This is a genomic window from Neorhizobium sp. T7_12 (assembly GCF_002968535.1).
Classification (GTDB): Bacteria; Pseudomonadota; Alphaproteobacteria; order Rhizobiales; family Rhizobiaceae; genus Neorhizobium; species Neorhizobium tomejilense.
Genome location: NZ_PVBK01000006.1, coordinates 174,598 through 190,629 on the forward strand (window position 1 = coordinate 174,598; position 16,032 = coordinate 190,629).

General features: G+C 59.1%; 14 protein-coding genes. 6 read left to right on the top strand and 8 right to left on the bottom strand.

Annotated elements, in window-relative coordinates:
• Positions 1–74: 74 nt before the first annotated feature.
• Together C5J26_RS16045 and C5J26_RS16050 are read right to left on the bottom strand one after the other, a co-directional pair.
• The gene (locus C5J26_RS16045) at positions 75–1,064 is read right to left on the bottom strand and encodes a sugar phosphate isomerase/epimerase (RefSeq protein WP_105402660.1); all 990 of its coding nucleotides are present in this window, start codon (positions 1,062–1,064) and stop codon (positions 75–77) included.
• Between the two features lie 142 nt (positions 1,065–1,206).
• Positions 1,207–2,139, bottom strand: coding sequence for a LysR family transcriptional regulator (locus C5J26_RS16050; protein ID WP_046665616.1), 933 nt, complete (start codon positions 2,137–2,139; stop codon positions 1,207–1,209).
• Between the two features lie 396 nt (positions 2,140–2,535).
• Between C5J26_RS16050 and C5J26_RS16055 the strand changes: the two genes are divergently transcribed.
• From C5J26_RS16055 to C5J26_RS16075, 5 genes are all read left to right on the top strand, one after another.
• Positions 2,536–3,894 carry an ABC transporter substrate-binding protein gene (locus C5J26_RS16055; protein WP_105402661.1) on the top strand — a complete coding sequence of 453 codons (1,359 nt, stop codon included), beginning with the start codon at positions 2,536–2,538 and terminating at the stop codon, positions 3,892–3,894.
• Between the two features lie 62 nt (positions 3,895–3,956).
• Positions 3,957–4,925 (top strand): carbohydrate ABC transporter permease, encoded by a 969-nt coding sequence (locus C5J26_RS16060; RefSeq protein WP_105402662.1) that lies wholly within the window; start codon positions 3,957–3,959, stop codon positions 4,923–4,925.
• A 2-nt stretch (positions 4,926–4,927) separates the two neighbouring features.
• Entirely contained in the window at positions 4,928–5,818 is an 891-nt protein-coding gene (locus C5J26_RS16065) for a carbohydrate ABC transporter permease (protein WP_105402663.1), read from the top strand.
• 86 nt (positions 5,819–5,904) lie between these two features.
• A complete protein-coding gene (locus C5J26_RS16070; protein ID WP_105402664.1) occupies positions 5,905–6,963 on the top strand; it encodes an ABC transporter ATP-binding protein in 1,059 nt (352 codons plus the stop codon).
• A 185-nt stretch (positions 6,964–7,148) separates the two neighbouring features.
• The gene (locus C5J26_RS16075) at positions 7,149–7,361 is read left to right on the top strand and encodes a hypothetical protein (RefSeq protein WP_105402665.1); all 213 of its coding nucleotides are present in this window, start codon (positions 7,149–7,151) and stop codon (positions 7,359–7,361) included.
• Positions 7,362–7,576: 215 nt separating this feature from the next.
• Here the strand turns inward: C5J26_RS16075 and rfbA are convergent, their stop codons facing one another.
• Genes rfbA through rfbC form a run of 4 tightly spaced genes read right to left on the bottom strand, consistent with a single transcriptional unit; the run spans position 7,577 to position 11,025 of the window.
• Positions 7,577–8,440, bottom strand: coding sequence for a glucose-1-phosphate thymidylyltransferase RfbA (rfbA, locus tag C5J26_RS16080; RefSeq protein ID WP_105402666.1), 864 nt, complete (start codon positions 8,438–8,440; stop codon positions 7,577–7,579).
• On the bottom strand, positions 8,437–9,381 hold the full coding sequence (gene rfbD / locus C5J26_RS16085) for a dTDP-4-dehydrorhamnose reductase (protein ID WP_371681926.1): 945 nt from the start codon (positions 9,379–9,381) through the stop codon (positions 8,437–8,439). The genes rfbA and rfbD overlap by 4 nt, the downstream gene beginning before the upstream one ends.
• Positions 9,381–10,442 carry a dTDP-glucose 4,6-dehydratase gene (gene rfbB, locus C5J26_RS16090; RefSeq protein WP_105402668.1) on the bottom strand — a complete coding sequence of 354 codons (1,062 nt, stop codon included), beginning with the start codon at positions 10,440–10,442 and terminating at the stop codon, positions 9,381–9,383. Before rfbB ends, rfbD begins: the two co-directional genes overlap by 1 nt.
• A gap of 10 nt (positions 10,443–10,452) precedes the next feature.
• Positions 10,453–11,025 carry a dTDP-4-dehydrorhamnose 3,5-epimerase gene (gene rfbC, locus C5J26_RS16095; RefSeq protein WP_105402669.1) on the bottom strand — a complete coding sequence of 191 codons (573 nt, stop codon included), beginning with the start codon at positions 11,023–11,025 and terminating at the stop codon, positions 10,453–10,455.
• A 372-nt stretch (positions 11,026–11,397) separates the two neighbouring features.
• Here rfbC and C5J26_RS16100 point away from each other — a divergent pair, with 372 nt between their 5' ends.
• Positions 11,398–12,351, top strand: a complete 954-nt coding sequence (locus tag C5J26_RS16100; RefSeq protein WP_105402670.1) for a hypothetical protein — start codon at positions 11,398–11,400, stop codon at positions 12,349–12,351.
• 82 nt (positions 12,352–12,433) lie between these two features.
• On the opposite strand, the gene C5J26_RS16105 is transcribed toward C5J26_RS16100, so the two are convergent.
• Together C5J26_RS16105 and C5J26_RS16110 are read right to left on the bottom strand one after the other, a co-directional pair.
• Positions 12,434–13,753: a glycosyltransferase family 4 protein gene (locus C5J26_RS16105; protein ID WP_105402671.1), complete on the bottom strand. Its 1,320-nt coding sequence runs from the start codon at positions 13,751–13,753 to the stop codon at positions 12,434–12,436.
• Positions 13,750–16,020 (bottom strand): glycosyltransferase family 2 protein, encoded by a 2,271-nt coding sequence (locus tag C5J26_RS16110; protein ID WP_105402672.1) that lies wholly within the window; start codon positions 16,018–16,020, stop codon positions 13,750–13,752. Before C5J26_RS16110 ends, C5J26_RS16105 begins: the two co-directional genes overlap by 4 nt.
• Between the last annotated feature and the right edge of the window lie 12 nt (positions 16,021–16,032).

Below are 16,032 nucleotides of genomic sequence, written 5' to 3' on the forward strand. Positions count from 1 at the left end.
TCCGGGTGTTGGTCGGGCCGGAACGACCGCCATGCAGCGATCCGATCTGATGCGGGGCGCCCCGCCGTATCGGCTCAACGGGAAGAGGAGACGGCGCGCCGCAGATCTGCCAGCCACTCGGCGCTGGCTTGAGCACATTCGAATGGCGGAAGCGTCGGAAAGTCCACTTCGGCAATCAGCCAGCCGTCAAAATCAGGCCCCAGTGCAGCGAGCATCCCTTCAAGATCAAGTTCGCCAGTTCCGGGTTCCGCCCAAAGCCCGGAAACGACGGTTTCCTGATAGCTCTTTCCGGCAGCCTTGGCCGCGTCGCGCACACTCAGCCGGCAATCCTTCACATGCACGACTCGTGTCCGGTCGCGGTAATCGCTCATGAGACCAATGATATCCGCCCCAGCCCATGACAGATGCCCCGTGTCAGGGCCGAAACCGAGCTGATCTGAACTGATATTGTCCAGCAGGCGGCGGGTTTCAGCCTCGCTCTCGATCCAGGTCCCGATATGCGGATGCAGCGCCGCCTTGACGCCTTCCTCCTTCAGAATTGCCGAGGCTCGCTCGACGAGGTCGAAGATCATGACAAAGCGGGCCTCGTCGAACTCCGCCCCGACACCCGGGCGTTTGACGCGCGGTGCATCCTTGGTCATGCGGGTGGAGATGAACATGTCGGTCAGGCCGAGTTGTGCCTGTTGCGTGGCGCTCGTACGTGCCGTTTCCAGTGTTGTCGCTATATCGACGCCGTGTTCCGGCAGCGCCATCGACAGGTAGCCCGGGGCAGGTTGCAGGCCTGCATCCTTCAGGGCGTTCTGATAGTCCTCTGTCGTCCATCCGGCTGGAACCTGGGCGTGAACGGCGTGAAATCCGGAGCGCGCGATTTCTTTCAGCAGATCCCGCGGCGTCGGTCCTTTGGTCGGATCGAGCCAGCCGTCCTCCGTCGCGAACCACTGGATGGGATTGAGAGCATATCTGTAGCCGCCGGAAGCAAATTGGGAATCTGTCATCAAGAATGTCCGCTTTTGGTTATTCCGCGCCGCTCGTCCCTCTATCTTTGGACATGCCTTCACCAGCATCCGGACACATATATCCGGATGACGCGAAATGCCCTTACTGCGCGTGTTGTCGATGAGACGAGTACGTTTAGAGGTACATGAGCGCGCTCATCGAATAAAATAACTTCGACTGGCGAAGGTATAACTGATCGTCATAGCGGACTTATTGCGGCGAAAGGGATCCGCCCATACCGCTGGATCGTTCGATTTCTTTGAGAAGTACCGAGACTGTTGGACGGACCTCCCCCTTGCGGCGAAACACCGCATATATGTCGCGCGCCAGTGAAATCTCGTTGAAGTCGAGAGCCACTAATCCCAACCCACTTCCTTGAAGGTTCGCGCGTGTCAGATAGGCCAAATGGTGGGTGCGCGAGATCATCGACGTGAGAAAATTTATCGATGTCGTTTCCACGGCCACCACAGGTTTTGGCAAGCCGGCACTGCGGAAAAGAGACTCGAGCAGCAGCCTGTCGGTCTCGGGTAGCGGTGGCAGGACCCAGCTGTATTTTGCGAGATCAGAGACTGTGAGATTTTCACGATTTGCAAGCGGATGCGATTGATGCGCAACGATTTGCACGGGCTCCCTCGCGACAAGCCTCCACTCAAAATCCTCGTTTAGGATCTCGCTGGGTTTTACGGTAAAAACGACGTCGAGCTTTCCGGCGAAGAGCTGAGGAAGCAAGACTTCATTTATACCCTCATGCACCATCAGGCCCACATCTGGGCGTGTTACCGCGAAGTGGTTCAACGCATCGGGGATAAGTTGTCGCAAGGCGGCAGCCATGCTTCCAATTCGGAGCGAGCCACGACGCGCACCGCGTAGCGCGTCAATTTCATCAATGGCTTCGCTGGCCAATGACAGCAGCAATTCGCTGTAACCGATCAGGCGCTGTCCGAAGATGGTAGCCTGAACTCCGCTCGGTCCCCGGTCGAGCAGGCGGACGCCAAGCGACTGCTCCATGCTACGGATGCTCTTGCTGAGCGCAGGTTGGGTTAGCCGCAGGTTCTCGGCCGCCATGCTGAAACTGCCCGTATGCACGACCGCAATGAAATGCCGGAGCTGTCGAAGATCTAGGCGGTGCAGGTTTTTGTTCATGGGGGCCTTGCTGCGAAACGCGTTTATAGGGGGCAGTATGACTAAAGGTTATATCTCGGGCAATGTTAGTTGTTTGACTTCGAGCCGCGGTGAACGGAGTGTCGTGTCACAAAGGCCGGGCAGAACCCCGCCATGGCATATCGACACCGGATCGGCATGTCTGTGATTGTTCTGCTAAAATCGGCCGCATAGGGGAACACGGTGACTGCGCTGGATAAGCCTGGAAGCTTGGCGTCATAAGTCACGGAAAACGGAAACGGCGGGCCGGAGCCGCGCCGGGAATATGTGCACACGTTCGAGCCGTAAGCATCCTGCATTTCGGGGAGATGCCGGCAGCGGTCGTGCGCGCAAACGCAAGAATTTGCGAATGGCCGTCTAACAGGAGGTAAATACATCATGGTGTTGCTAAAAACTGAGAAGACGTCGCGCGTGCCGACACTGCTATCCATGGGTTTCGTGGTGGCGATGGCGTTGGCATCCTCCGACAGAATGGTGCATGCCCAGGCGGTGGAGCTTCCGAAGCCTCTCATCGATGCGGCGCAGGCTTATGCGTCGAAACTGACCGGCGGGCAGAAGATCGGTGGCAAGGTGTCCATTCTCGGCGTCAACGGCGGCCGGGAGCTTGATATGCTCAAGGCGGCCTGGGCGCCTTTCCAGGCGGCGACCGGCATTACCGTTGACTATACGGGCACGACCGATTTTGCCGCGGTGCTGCAGACCCGCGTCCAGGCGGGTGATCCGCCGGATCTTGCCGGTTCCACCAATATCAACAACCTCATGCGTTACGCCAAGCAGGGCGCTTTGAAGGATATCGGCGCGATGGTCGGCGAAGCCGCCATCAAGGGTAAATTTGATGCCGGACTTGTCGATGCGGCAAGCTTGAACGGCAAGATCTACGGGGTCTGGACCGAACTCAACAACTTCATGGTCTGGTACAACGCTCATACCTATGACGGCCCGAAAGATTCGCCGACCTGGGAGCAATTCGACGCATGGGCCGTTAAGCGCGCCAACGCCGGCAAGACGCCCTGGTGTTATACCGACGAGCGAGGTGCTTCTTCAGGAGCGCTCGCCGGCAACTGGATCCAGGCCTACATCCTCAAGAACTCCGGCCAGAAAACCCTCAAAGGTCTTGCCGATGGCTCGGTTTCCTGGACCGCTCCCGAAGTGAAGGCAGCCTTCGAGGCGTTCGGCAAAGTCGCCCACGATCCGAAGATGGTTCCGGGAGGGCCGGTTGCTGCCATGTCGACGCCCGCCGTCAAAGTCGGTACCGGACTTTTCTACGAGCCGCCGCAATGCTCGGTTCTTCTTTGGGGGACGTATGCAGGCAGCCTGACCACCTTGATCTATCCAAAGGTCAAGCCGATCGAGGACCTGGACTTCATGCCGGTGCCGGGCACGCCGGAAAATGCGGCCTATGAGACCTTCGGCGGAACGCTTTATCTGGCATTCAAGGATACGCCGCAGGTCAAGGCATTCTTGTCCTACCTCGTTTCGGACGAGGCGCAGAAGCTCGTAGCTTCCGCTGGTAACTGGACCGTCGCCAGTCAGGCGGTTCAGCCGAGCGACTATTCCAACCCGGTCCTCAAACGGGCTCGCGAGACGCTGCTCAAGCCGGGTGTGACACTTGTCGCCCAGCCGACCCAGGTTGTCGATCCGCCAGTAATCCAGGCCTTGTGGAAGGGTATTGTGCAATATGTGCTCGATCCCGACAGCCTCGACAGCGTCCTGCAGTCCATTGACGCTGCGAGATAACTCGGACGATCAATCCCGGGAGCGGCCTGAGGTCGCTCTCGGCACAAGACGGAATAAGCACCATGACTAGTCAGATCCTGCAGCTTGTCCTCGGGCTTCTCGCAATGCCCGCGATCGTCCTCGCCATCATCCTGCCGGGCGAACTGGCGATTAGGAGGTTTCCGCAGAAGCGCCAGAGCAGCCTGCGGCCGTGGATCTGGCTCTCGCCTGTCCTTGCTCTGGTCGGGCTTGTCATCGCCTATCCGCTTGCCGCATCGATCGTTTTCAGTTTCCGCGATGCCACGGCCAGCAAGTGGGTCGGATTCAGCAACTTCGTTTGGGCATTCGGGAGCGCCATGCGACCCGTTCTGTTCAACAATGTCCTGTGGATCGTCGTCTTTCCCCTGCTGACAGCCGTGCTTGCGCTTTCGGCCGCTATCATGCTGGACCGGGTCAAGTACGAACGCATCGCCAGAACCTTCCTGATCCTGCCGACCGCAATGTCCTTCGTCGCCGGCGCCGTGATCTGGAAGATGATGTACACTTACGAGCCACCGATGCAGCCCCAGACCGGGACGCTCAACGCCATCTGGACGGCGATTACCGGCCGGATGCCGATCGCCTGGCTGATCGACCGAAGCGTCAACAACTATGCGCTGATCGTCGTCGCGGTGTGGATGAGTATCGGCGTCGCCACCCTGATCCTGTCCGCGGGCGTCAAGAACATGCCGCGCGAACTGGTCGAAGCGGCCCGCATAGACGGAGCGGGGGAGTGGGCGATCTTCCGGTTCGTGACGCTTCCCTCGCTGTGGCCAACGATCCTCGTAGTCCTGACGACCCAGGCGATCTTCTCACTCAAGGTGTTCGACATCGTCTACGTCATGACCAACGGCTCCTTTGGCACCGATGTGATCGCCAACAGAATGTATACGGAGCTGTTCGTGAAGCAGAATCTGGGAACGGCCAGCGCCATCGCTGTCCTGCTCCTCATCCTGGCGTCCCCCGTGATCTTTATGAATATCAAGCAGATCAAGTCGGGGGGAGGAGAGTGACGATGTCCGCAATCGAAAGCCACAGAACCATGTCCGCACCGATGCAATCCACGTCGAAGCTCGGAACCCGGCTGAAAGGTGTAGCACTGCACACCGCGGTCTTCTTGCTTTGCCTGGTCTGGTTCACGCCTGTCCTGTCGCTTTTCGTGACGACCTTCCGATCGGAAAGCGACTCGTCGCGGACAGGGTGGTGGCACGCCTTCATCGAGTGGCGGCCAGTGCTGTCGAACTATGTCGAAGCGATGTACCTGACCGGCGTTGGCCGAAGCGTCGTGAACTCGATCGTCCTGACGGTCCCGACCGTCCTGGGCACCGTGCTCTTTTCCGCGATCGGGGCGTTTGCGCTCGCCCGGATGCGGTTTCGAGGGCGCATCGCCTTGTTTCTCGCCATGGTCGGGTTCCAAGTGCTTCCACCCCAGCTCGTGTTGGTGCCGATGCTGAAGTTCTTTCTCGCGCTCGGCCTTACCGGGACCTTCATCCCGGTGTGGATCATAGAGATGGGGCTGACGGTGCCGTTCGGGATCTTTCTCCTTTACGGCTTCTTCGCCAGCATTCCATCCGATCTTGTGGAAGCCGCACGCATCGACGGCGCTTCCGAACCCCGAATATTCTTGCAGATCATCCTGCCGCTATCCGGAGCCGTCCTCGCATCGCTGGCAATCCTGCAGTTCATGATCGCCTGGAACCACCTCCTGATCCCGCTGATCTTCCTGGGCTCCGGCTCGCTTTCGCCGCTGACGGTGCAGGTCGCAAGCCTGGCGCAGACCAATGCAGGTGGCCTCAACACGCTCACTGCGGCGACCTTCATCTCGGTGATCGTGCCCCTGGTCCTGATCGTCACCCTTCAGAAATATTTCGTACGCGGCGTACTCGGCGGCGCTGTCAAAGGATAACCATCAACGGCTTGCGATCCGCCTGGAGCGGAAGGCAACCGCTGCGCCCGACGGGACAGTCGGCGCGCGCAACGAGGAATGGAAGCATGGCCAACGTAAATCTTCGCGATGTCAGAAAGATCTATAATCAGACTCAGGTCATTCATGGCGTGAACGTCGATATCGACGACGGTGAGTTCGTGGTTCTGGTCGGACCGTCGGGATGCGGAAAGTCGACACTGCTGCGGATGATTGCCGGGCTGGAGGAAATTAGCGACGGACAGGTCCATATCGGATCGACCATCGTCAACGACATGTCCCCGAAGGACCGGGATATCGCGATGGTTTTCCAGAGCTATGCGCTCTATCCGCACATGACCGTTGCCCAGAACATGGGTTTCTCCCTGCAGATGCGCGGCAACGCAAAGGCTGAGATCCGCATCGAGGTCGAAAAGGCCGCCAAAATTCTCGACCTCGAAGCCCTGCTCGAGCGTTATCCACGGCAACTTTCGGGCGGCCAGCGGCAGCGCGTTGCGATGGGGCGGGCGATCGTGCGCAATCCGCAGGTGTTCCTGTTTGACGAGCCTTTGTCCAATCTGGACGCCAAGCTGCGCGTTATCATGCGCGGCGAGATCAAGGCGCTGCACCAGAGGCTGGGCAGCACTATGGTCTACGTGACGCACGACCAGATCGAAGCCATGACCATGGCAGACAAGATCGTGGTCATGCGCGACGGTTTCGTCGAGCAGGTCGGTTCTCCTCTTGCCCTCTACGATCGGCCGGCCAATCTCTTCGTTGCAGGTTTCATCGGTTCGCCGGGGATGAACTTCCTGTCAGGCAGATATGCCGCAGGCGCGGTCTGGATCGGCGATGTCCGGTTTCCGGTTTCCGATCTTCCAGTCTCCGCCAGCGAAGGGCGGCGGGTCATTTATGGCATCCGCCCCGAAAACCTTGCCATTAGCGATGACGATGGCCTGCCCCTTGTCGTCGACGTCATCGAGCCGACAGGCGCCGAAACGCATGTCGTTGGGCACATATCCGGGCAGCGGGTCATCGGTGTTTTCCGGGAGCGATTTGCGACGCGGCCAGGAGATGTTCTTCGCGTCAAATTCGATCCTTGGAAGGTCCATCTCTTCGACCAGCAAAGCGAACAGCGGATAAACTGAAGGGCAGGCGGACGAACAACAATGAACGCACCTCAGATCGAATTATCTCGAGAGGCGAAGGTCTTTCAGCTAACGGAGACATTCAGTCCGTCAATGCGGACATTCCCTCAGATGGTCTCCCTTCAGGCCGAGCGATACGGCGACCGGCCGCTGGGGCAGCAGGTGTCAAAGCCGGCGAATCGATAATGCTAAAAAAAGGCTTCGATCTCAGTGCCTCGGAGTTGATTGACTTCTGTCAGCCCCGGATGGGTTATTTTTCCGTGCCGTGCTTCCTGGATTTCATTGAGGCGCTGCCGCTGACTGAAAGCGGCAAAGTTCAGAAATTCAAGCTGATTGAGAAAGGCGTGACGAACACGACCTGGGACAGGGAGAAGGTAGGGTACAAAGTGGCCCGATGACCGAGAGGTGGCGCTTATAGCTGGCGATGGAACTCATACCACGTCTTTATGTTAAATTCGCTGATGCCGGGCGAGAGAATGTCCGGCAGGCTCAAGCAGTTCCGGCGCGCCTCCACCCGCTACGACAAGACCAGGAAATCCCTTCGGGATTTCTTGCCTTAGCGGCCGCCAAAATATGGCTGCCATACTTTGTTCAACAGGGCCTAAGCTTGAATTTAGGTACAAAGCGTTTGTAGATATCTACCATATTCGCTCTTGCCCAGCTTCTTGCCGACGGCCTCCAGTTGCTTGTCATCTATAAAGCCCCTGCGCCAGGCGACCTCTTCAGGGCTGTTGATTTTGATGCCCTGCCGCTTCTGCAGAGTGCCGACAAAATTGCCTGCTTCCAACAAACTCTCGGGCGTGCCGGTGTCGAGCCAAGCAAAACCGCGGCCCATTTGTTCGACGTTCAACTTGCCGCGTTCAAGATAGACTCGGTTGACATCGGTAATCTCCAGTTCACCGCGCAGCGACGGCTTGAGGTTTGCGGCAATGTCGACCACGTCCTTGTCGTAAAAATAGAGTCCGGTAACCGCCCAGTTGGATTTCGGGACAGTCGGCTTTTCGACGATCGAGATCGCCTTCATTGCCTTGTCGAACTCCACGACGCCATAACGTTCCGGATCGTGGACATGATAGGCGAACACTGTCGCGCCATCGTTGCGCGCCGCGGCGCTTTCAAAAAGCTCCGTGATGCCATGGCCGTAGAAAATGTTATCACCGAGGATGAGGCAGGACTGATCCGATCCGACAAAATCGGCACCGATGATGTAAGCTTGAGCAAGACCTGCAGGTGAAGGCTGTTCCGCATAGGAAAGCGAAATTCCCCAGGCCGAACCGTCGCCTAACAGGCCGCGAAAATCGGGCAGATCATGCGGCGTGGATATGATGAGGATGTCGCGTATTCCGGCCAGCATCAACGTCGAGAGCGGATAATAGATCATCGGCTTGTCATAGACGGGCATGAGCTGTTTCGACGTGACAAGCGTCATCGGATGCAGCCGCGTCCCGTTGCCGCCAGCCAGAATGATACCCTTCATCGACAATTCTCCTCAAAATGCCTTTTCCATGCCGGCCTGTTTTCCGGCGCGCCGCTGGCCAAGAGCCGTTGCACCGTAGTCGCGGTCGCGATTTTCCAGACTGGCAGTCGAACGCCGTGAATCTGTTCGAGTTTGCTGCAATCCAACCTCGAATTGGTTGGCCTCAGAGCCGGTGTCGGATATTGCGCAGTCGGGATCGGATGGACGATCGCAGACGGGCCACCCATCTCGGCAGATATGCGGAAGATCTCGGAAGCAAAGTCTGCCCAGCTGGCCTCACCGCTTCCCGCCATGTGGAACATGCCGCGCAGGCGCTGGTCCCGTGACGACAGCAAATTGTCGGCAACCGTTAATATGGCATCGGCGATATCGAGTGCAGATGTTGGATTGCCGTATTGATCGGCGACGACAGCGAGTTCGTCATGACTTCCGGCAAGATGTAACATCGTGCGCAAAAAGTTCTTGTTAAAGGGGCTGTAGACCCATGCGGTCCTGAGGATGACGTAATCCGCCCCCGACGCGATGAGACGATGTTCGCCCTCAAGCTTCGACCGCCCATAAACACAGAGGGGGGCGACAGGGTCGCTCTCCTGATAAGGCGAAGACTTGTCGCCGTCGAAGACATAGTCCGTCGACAAATGAATAATCGGCACGTTGAGCTTGGATGCCACGCGACCGATCTCGCTTAGGGCCGCGCCGTTGACGACGAAAGCTTTGGCGGCGTCGCTTTCCGCTTGGTCGACGGCAGTATAGGCGGCAGCGGAGATGATCAGTTCAGGTCTCGCTTCCACAAGAGCTTTTTCGATCGTTCCGATATCGGCAAGGTCGAGATTGGGTCTTGCTAGCGGAATAATTTCTATCTCGCCGTGGTGCTCGGCTCGCTCGATCAGAGACTGCGCGACCTGCCCGCCACGTCCGGTGACCACATACCGCCGCGCCATCATTTGCCTCCGGACCGATGAAGGAGGCCGAGCCGGCCACCGCCGTATCCTTGACGAAGCGGCGCCCACCACCATTCGTTTTCCAGGTACCAGTTGACGGTCTTTTCGATCCCGGTATCGAAGTTTTCTTCTGCCTTCCAACCCAATTCCGCCTCGAGCTTGGTGGCGTCGATCGCGTAACGCGCGTCATGCCCGGGCCGGTCCGTGACATATGTGATCAGTCGCTCGTGGGGGGCTTTCTGCGGCCGCAGAGTGTCCATGATCGAGCAGATGCGCTTGACCACCTCTATGTTGCTCCGCTCATTGCGGCCGCCGATATTGTAGGTTTCGCCAATCCTCCCGCGTTCGGCGATGAGGTCCAGCGCCCTTGCGTGGTCCTCGACAAATAGCCAGTCGCGGATATTGGCGCCGTTACCGTAAACAGGCAGCGATTTGCCCTCAAGAGCATTCAGCACAATCAGCGGGATCAGTTTTTCAGGGAAGTGATAAGGGCCGTAATTGTTCGAGCAGTTGGAGACAATAACCGGCATGCCATAGGTGCGGGCCCACGCCTTGGCGAGGTGATCAGAGGCTGCTTTGGACGCTGAATAGGGAGAAGAGGGATCGTAGGGGGTTTCTTCGGTGAACAATCCGCCCTCGCCGAGAGAGCCATAAACCTCGTCGGTAGAGACGTGGAGAAAGCGAAAGTCTGTTTTAGCTTTGCCGAAGAGATCCTGCCAGTGGTGCCGGGCTGCCTCCAGCAAGGTAAATGAGCCGACGACGTTGGTTTCGATGAAGTCGCGGGCGCCAGTTATAGAGCGGTCCACGTGGCTCTCCGCCGCCAGATGCATGACTCGGTTAGGTTTGAAACTGTCGAACGCCTCCTGCATCGCCGCTCGATTGCAAATGTCTGCCTGAAGGAAACGATGCCGCGGATTGTTTTCGACGGTGGCGAGCGACGCCACGTTGCCGGCATAAGTCAGCTTATCTACGGTCAAGACGTCGTAGTTTTTAACGAGAACCAGATGACGCACGACAGCCGATCCGATGAACCCGGCGCCGCCGGTAACGAGGACTCGCATTGCATGCTCCCTAGCTGCCACCAGCTATTGTGAATGAAGTCGTCTCAAGCTCGGCGAGACACGGTTGCATCCGATCTCTCTGCGAAAGCACGGCGCTTTCTGCTGTCACCGGCCACCTGATGTTGAGCTCTGGATCATTCCATAATATTCCGCGGTCATGGTCGCGGCTGTAGTAGTCCGTTACCTTGTAGGAGATGATGCTGTTGGGCTGGAGAGTGCAGAACCCATGTGCAAACCCTGCGGGAATCCAGACCTGGCAACCGTTCTCGGCGGTCAGCTCCGCTTGGACATATTGTCCAAAAGTCGGTGATCCTCTCCGGATGTCGACTGCGACATCGAGGATGGAACCGGCGATGCACCGGACCAGCTTTCCTTGAGCGCGAGGTTCAATCTGAAAGTGCAATCCTCTCACCGTGCCAGCTTCTACGGAAAGCGATTGGTTATCCTGGACGAAATTGAAGGCGCCGATGTTTTGGCCAAAGACGTCAGAACGGAAAGTCTCTGAAAAATATCCGCGATGGTCTCCATTTTTTTGGGGCGTCACCAGCACGACGTCGGCGATTTTCGTCCGTTCAAATTGCATGTCTTCCTCGCACTCAGATCGCTCGATCATTTCAACCACGTGATGGACACATCCGGCCGCGTTCACTGGATCATTCGTGACATCTCCAAAGGGCTTTTTGTTTTGTGCCGTTGCAACGAAGCCGTCTCGGTGTCTCCAGGGTAACGAATGCAGGCGAGAAACATCTTGTGCGGACGTTGAGGCGTGATTGGTATTTTCGCAGCCAGGTAAAATTCCTATAGCCAAAAATAGGAGCTTAACGAATATATTTTCAAATCGTACGCGTAAATATGTTATTGATGTTAAGCAACATTTACGTATGATTACATCATGGAGCAGATATAGTTCAAAATTTGAATTAGTTTTATTCCAGAACCGCTTAATGGTGACCGTATGATCATATTTTCAGATGAAAATTTGGAGGTGATACATCATTCTGGATCGTCTCCCTACCTTCTCGTCACATTTAACGAAATGGAAATGAGGGCGAACGGCAGTCGTTTCTGGGGGCAGCGATTGTGCGAGAAGGCCGGCATTTCGGCGCTCGGCTTCATCAGCAGGCGACCGAACTGGTTTCCAGCGGCGAGCGTCGTCAAGGCCGTCGAGGCGGCCGCGCCCATACTTCACGCGACATCGGAGCGGATCCTCTACGGGCATTCGCAGGGCGGATATGCGGCGTTGCGGTACCGGAGGCGCTTCAACGCCACAGTCGCCGTCGCCTTTTGCCCGCAAGTCTCGATCGATCCGAAGGCGGTTCCCTTCGATGGCAGGTTTGCGCGCCATTTCTCGCCCGCCCTTCACGCCAATATGGGGATCGCACCTGATCATGCGGCAGGCCGGGCCTATCTGTTCTTCGATCCGTTTCACACCGTCGATCACCAGCACGCGGTTCGGATCACGGCGCAACAGGAGAGGACCCAACTGGTGCCTGTCCATATGACCGGCCATGGCACCGTTCGCGCCTTTACCGGGACGGCGCGCGCGCTGTCGCTGATCGAGGCCTGCCGCGCAGACGATCTTCCGGGTCTGCGCGGTCTCGCCCGTGCAGCGCGCGTGACCGCGCCAATGCGGCCCTATCAGATCGCCATGACGGCGATTGCCCGGCATCGGGCCTGGGCCGACCGGTTTCACGCGCGCTTCGGCGCAAATTTCTCTCCTGTCGAGCGGGCAAACTTCCTCTACCATCGTGCCAACCGCCATATTCGCGACGGTGAGCTTGTGACGGCGCGGGCCATGCTTGCAGACGCCGTGGCGTATCAGCCGGACAATCTCGGCTTCGGCCGCCGGCTGGAGGAATTGGACGGCCGCATCGCGCGGCTCACAGCGGCAGGCGCCGCGCATTCGTGATCCAAATTTTGCCGAGCCTGCCGCGGCAAGGCAGCCTTCGCGAAGAAGGACGGCCCTCGAGCTTTTCGCGACGCGAGTGTCTTTAAAGCGCGGGCGAGAGAAGTTTTGGGCTTTCGGCGATCGCGGCATCGAGTTTCCGCCGTAGCAATGTGCGATAGAGTTTGACGTGTTCGCGCGCACAGGCGGCGCGGTCGGCGGGTTGGCGCATGGAAACGCGCAGCCGTTCCCAGATCTTGCCATCGCCCAGCACTTCAACGATGCGATCCGCGAGATCCTGGCTGCTGCCTGCGCGGAAGTGCAGGCCGTCCTTTCCGTCGCGCACCTTCTCGGCCATTCCGCCGATATCGGAGCAGATCATCGGCCTGCGGTGGAGCAGAGCTTCCTGAATGACAACGGGCGAGTTTTCCCACCAGACGGACGGCTGAACCACCCAGTCGACGGAACGCATGAGACGCGGCACGTCCGCATTCTGGTAGGCGCCGTAGAAGCGAACGCGGTGGCCGGCCTCGGCGATGAGCTTCTTGATACGTTCCTGGAACTCGGCCGGCTGTCGCTCGAGATTGCCGCCAAAGATCATCAGGCAGGAGTCTTCGCCCCATATTTCCTTCGGGATGCGCGAGACGGCCTCGATCAGCAGATCGGCGCCCTTGAACGGCGTCATTTGTCCGAAATAGGCAAACCGGTTGCGGCGCGGCTTGGCACCTTGAACCTCGCGCGCGGGCGCCGCCGTTTCCATGGCGATGCCGTTTTCGATCACGCTGATCTTGTCTCTTTCGATGCCCCATGCGGCATAGCGATCCGCCAGGAACCGGCTGGGGGAGATGAAAGCGTCGGCAAGGCCGAGCATGCCGCGGGCGAACAATTCCCGCTTCAGGAAACGCGAGACGGGAATCTCGGGAAAGCAGCCGTGGCAGGCGACCGGGGACGCGGTTTCACAGAGCTGGCCGGAAGGCCGTTTCACCATCTGCCCGTGATTGTGGCAGATCGACAGATATTCATGGAACGTGACGATGATGGCGGCGTGCGGAAACGCTTCTCGCAAAGCATAGAGCGCCTCGAGACCGATGCCGAGAACATGATGGAAATGGATGACGTGGGGCCTGAGATCGCGCGCAAAACGCAAGAGGTCCCGGCTGATCGCCTGCGTATCGCCGTTGGACAGGAAGAAGTGGTCGTAATCGTCGGTGTGGAACAGCAATTCGTCCTCGACAAGGCGCAGGCTCATCAGCGCGGATGCGGCGTGCCGCGGCACCGGGTGTCCGATCCGGGCCAGATAAACCGATTCCACGTTCGGCAATGCTTTCAGGCCGAGATGCAGGTTGTGGGACGCGATTTCCGCCCCGCCGAGCGAGACCGACGGATGTGCATGCGAGACGACAAGGACGCGAAGCTGCTCGTTCATGCGGGCCTCTTTTCCAGGTGCTTTTCAACGGTGAGGATAGGCAGCCATTGGCTCTTGAAGATCTTTCGGTCGATCTCCTCCACCAAAGCCGCCATCGCGGGACTATCGCCGGCGCGTGCGTCGTCGCAGCCCCACATCTGCACGGACGGCAGCAAGTAGGAGTCGAATCCTGACCGGCTGAGGCGGAGGCCGAGATCCAGACCCTTTTCCTGCGTGCCGAGATAGCCGCCGGAAAAGCCGCCCGCGCGCGACAGGGCGTCGCGGGGCATGATGCAGCATTCGAGCGATGCCGCCGCGATGCCGGTCACCTTCATGTCGGTCACCGCTTTGAGCGGATATCCGGCGTAGCGGCCCACAACCGGTTGGTCGTCGTTGCCGTCGTCAATCCAGCTTCCCGCCCAGCGAACCGAATGGTCTTCGTAAGCGAGGACAGGCGAGATGATGCTTCCTTTCATCGTGGAAGCCGCGGCCACGAGCTTGCCATACCAGCCTGTCCCATGCGGGATCAGCGAGGCGGAGAGCGACACGACCGTTTCACAGGAAAGCGCCTGCGTGCCCGCTTCCAGCATGTCGTAAACGTCGCCCATACCCTTCGTCGACACCATTCTGACCGAAAGGCGATAGAAACGTGCGAGCTCCTTGAGGCGGGTGGCCTGCCTGCGAAACCGCTCGGCGGGCATGGCGATCACGATCGGAGCGCCCCGGGTTTCCGGATCGAGCGCAAGCAGGGCGAGCAGCGGGGAGATGTCCTCCTCGCTCTCGCCTACTGCGATGATGATCGGTGGGCCGTTTTCTTCATCGAAGAATCCGGCATCTATGATCGTTTCTATGACCGGCGCTGATCTTCCTGGTGATTGGTTGAGGAACGGAACGATGTGTGTATCGACGATCCCTGGCAGTGCGCTGTTGGCGGGATCGATCGAGCCGATCTGGCGCAATGCCGCCGAACGTGCCGAAAGGCGTGTCGGTTTTACCGGCAGAAACGCACGGCGCGAATCCTGCAGCGTCAGTTCAAAATAAGTGGGGGCACCGGGATCTTCAGCCGATAACGGGGCGTGGGCGATGAAGCCGTGGGCACGCTGATCTCCCCGCAGACCCGGCACAAGATGCCCCTGATCGCTGAAACTGTCCGTGACGTCGGGGCGATCGAAGCGCGTCCAGTGTTCGTCAAGGCGGGTCGCAGCATCGCGTCGGCGCAACCTAACCGTCGCGACGTGGCCATCGGGGTCGTAAAGCCAGCCGGAGATGAGGAGATTTCCCACATCGGCCTCGAATATGCTGTCTACCCCCATCCGGACGGGATAGGGCAGGCCGGAGACGGTTTCCTTGCCCTCGAAGCTGTTGGCGGCGGCCCGCAGCGACAGGAGCACGTCCGGCGTGCCATGGGTGCGCATCAGGACAGACCGGATATGTTCGGGGGTTTCCTGCGGATCGGCGATGCGCTTGCGAGGATGGACCGCAACATGCCTCCAGCCGGTGCGCCCTCGAAAGATCAGACCTTCAATGTCGGCCGCACGGGCAGCCTCGTCCGTCTCCAGAAGGCCGACAAAACCGGTGGCGCCATCAGGAGCGTCGGGCCGTGCAAAGGTGGCTATACCGCATTCCACGACCACCGGTGTCGCCCTCCCGATCAGGGACATCCGGCAAGGCCCGGGTGTCATGCCGCGGCTCCAGCCCTGCAGGAATGTCACGCCATCATGGCTCTCGCCGATCAACTCGACGAAGCCATCAGTGGCGTGGGTCGCCTGCAAAAGCGCGGTTATGGTGAGAAGCCTGCGGCGGCTGAGATCGCCGGTCATCAGCGCGTCCACGAGCCGATTTATGACGGTGGCCGACTGAGATCCGGCGGACTCCCGCATGAGCGCGACTGCTTCCTCCGTTGAGGCAAGACGGGACGCAAAGATGTAGGGCGCGCTCGTCTCCTTCTCTCCGAAGCGTATCGTGGTCATGGCAAGGTCCGTGTCCCCTGCCGGGAGGAGCGCCGCAAAGCCGTGCTTGGCCCGCGGTGAGGATGCGGCCGATCGCCATTCCGAGACAAATGCATTTCGCGTGTCGGCCTGGTCTTCGCCGACACAAACCGTCACGTCACCGGCCGGGACATGACCGAGGCCGATAAGGAGCAGGGTGGTCTCGTCGACGCGGCAGCCGATCACCCTTCCGGAGCGCATCGCCCTGCTCGTCCCCTGCTTGGCGGGCGTTGGCTTGGCGACCAGGGGGCTGGTGACCGGAGGATTGGCAACCGTGGGAGATTGTTCCGTAACCAGCATGCCTTGCACTCC

What these genes read in the sequence shown, in the direction of transcription:
- C5J26_RS16045 (WP_105402660.1), bottom strand. Translation starts at nt 1,064, where the DNA reads ATGCTGGTGAAGGCATGTCCAAAGATAGAGGGACGAGCGGCGCGGAAT.
- C5J26_RS16050 (WP_046665616.1), bottom strand. Translation starts at nt 2,139, where the DNA reads ATGAACAAAAACCTGCACCGCCTAGATCTTCGACAGCTCCGGCATTTC.
- C5J26_RS16055 (WP_105402661.1), top strand. Translation starts at nt 2,536, where the DNA reads ATGGTGTTGCTAAAAACTGAGAAGACGTCGCGCGTGCCGACACTGCTA.
- C5J26_RS16060 (WP_105402662.1), top strand. Translation starts at nt 3,957, where the DNA reads ATGACTAGTCAGATCCTGCAGCTTGTCCTCGGGCTTCTCGCAATGCCC.
- C5J26_RS16065 (WP_105402663.1), top strand. Translation starts at nt 4,928, where the DNA reads ATGTCCGCAATCGAAAGCCACAGAACCATGTCCGCACCGATGCAATCC.
- C5J26_RS16070 (WP_105402664.1), top strand. Translation starts at nt 5,905, where the DNA reads ATGGCCAACGTAAATCTTCGCGATGTCAGAAAGATCTATAATCAGACT.
- C5J26_RS16075 (WP_105402665.1), top strand. Translation starts at nt 7,149, where the DNA reads ATGCTAAAAAAAGGCTTCGATCTCAGTGCCTCGGAGTTGATTGACTTC.
- rfbA (WP_105402666.1), bottom strand. Translation starts at nt 8,440, where the DNA reads ATGAAGGGTATCATTCTGGCTGGCGGCAACGGGACGCGGCTGCATCCG.
- rfbD (WP_371681926.1), bottom strand. Translation starts at nt 9,381, where the DNA reads ATGGCGCGGCGGTATGTGGTCACCGGACGTGGCGGGCAGGTCGCGCAG.
- rfbB (WP_105402668.1), bottom strand. Translation starts at nt 10,442, where the DNA reads ATGCGAGTCCTCGTTACCGGCGGCGCCGGGTTCATCGGATCGGCTGTC.
- rfbC (WP_105402669.1), bottom strand. Translation starts at nt 11,025, where the DNA reads ATGCAATTTGAACGGACGAAAATCGCCGACGTCGTGCTGGTGACGCCC.
- C5J26_RS16100 (WP_105402670.1), top strand. Translation starts at nt 11,398, where the DNA reads ATGATCATATTTTCAGATGAAAATTTGGAGGTGATACATCATTCTGGA.
- C5J26_RS16105 (WP_105402671.1), bottom strand. Translation starts at nt 13,753, where the DNA reads ATGAACGAGCAGCTTCGCGTCCTTGTCGTCTCGCATGCACATCCGTCG.
- C5J26_RS16110 (WP_105402672.1), bottom strand. Translation starts at nt 16,020, where the DNA reads ATGCTGGTTACGGAACAATCTCCCACGGTTGCCAATCCTCCGGTCACC.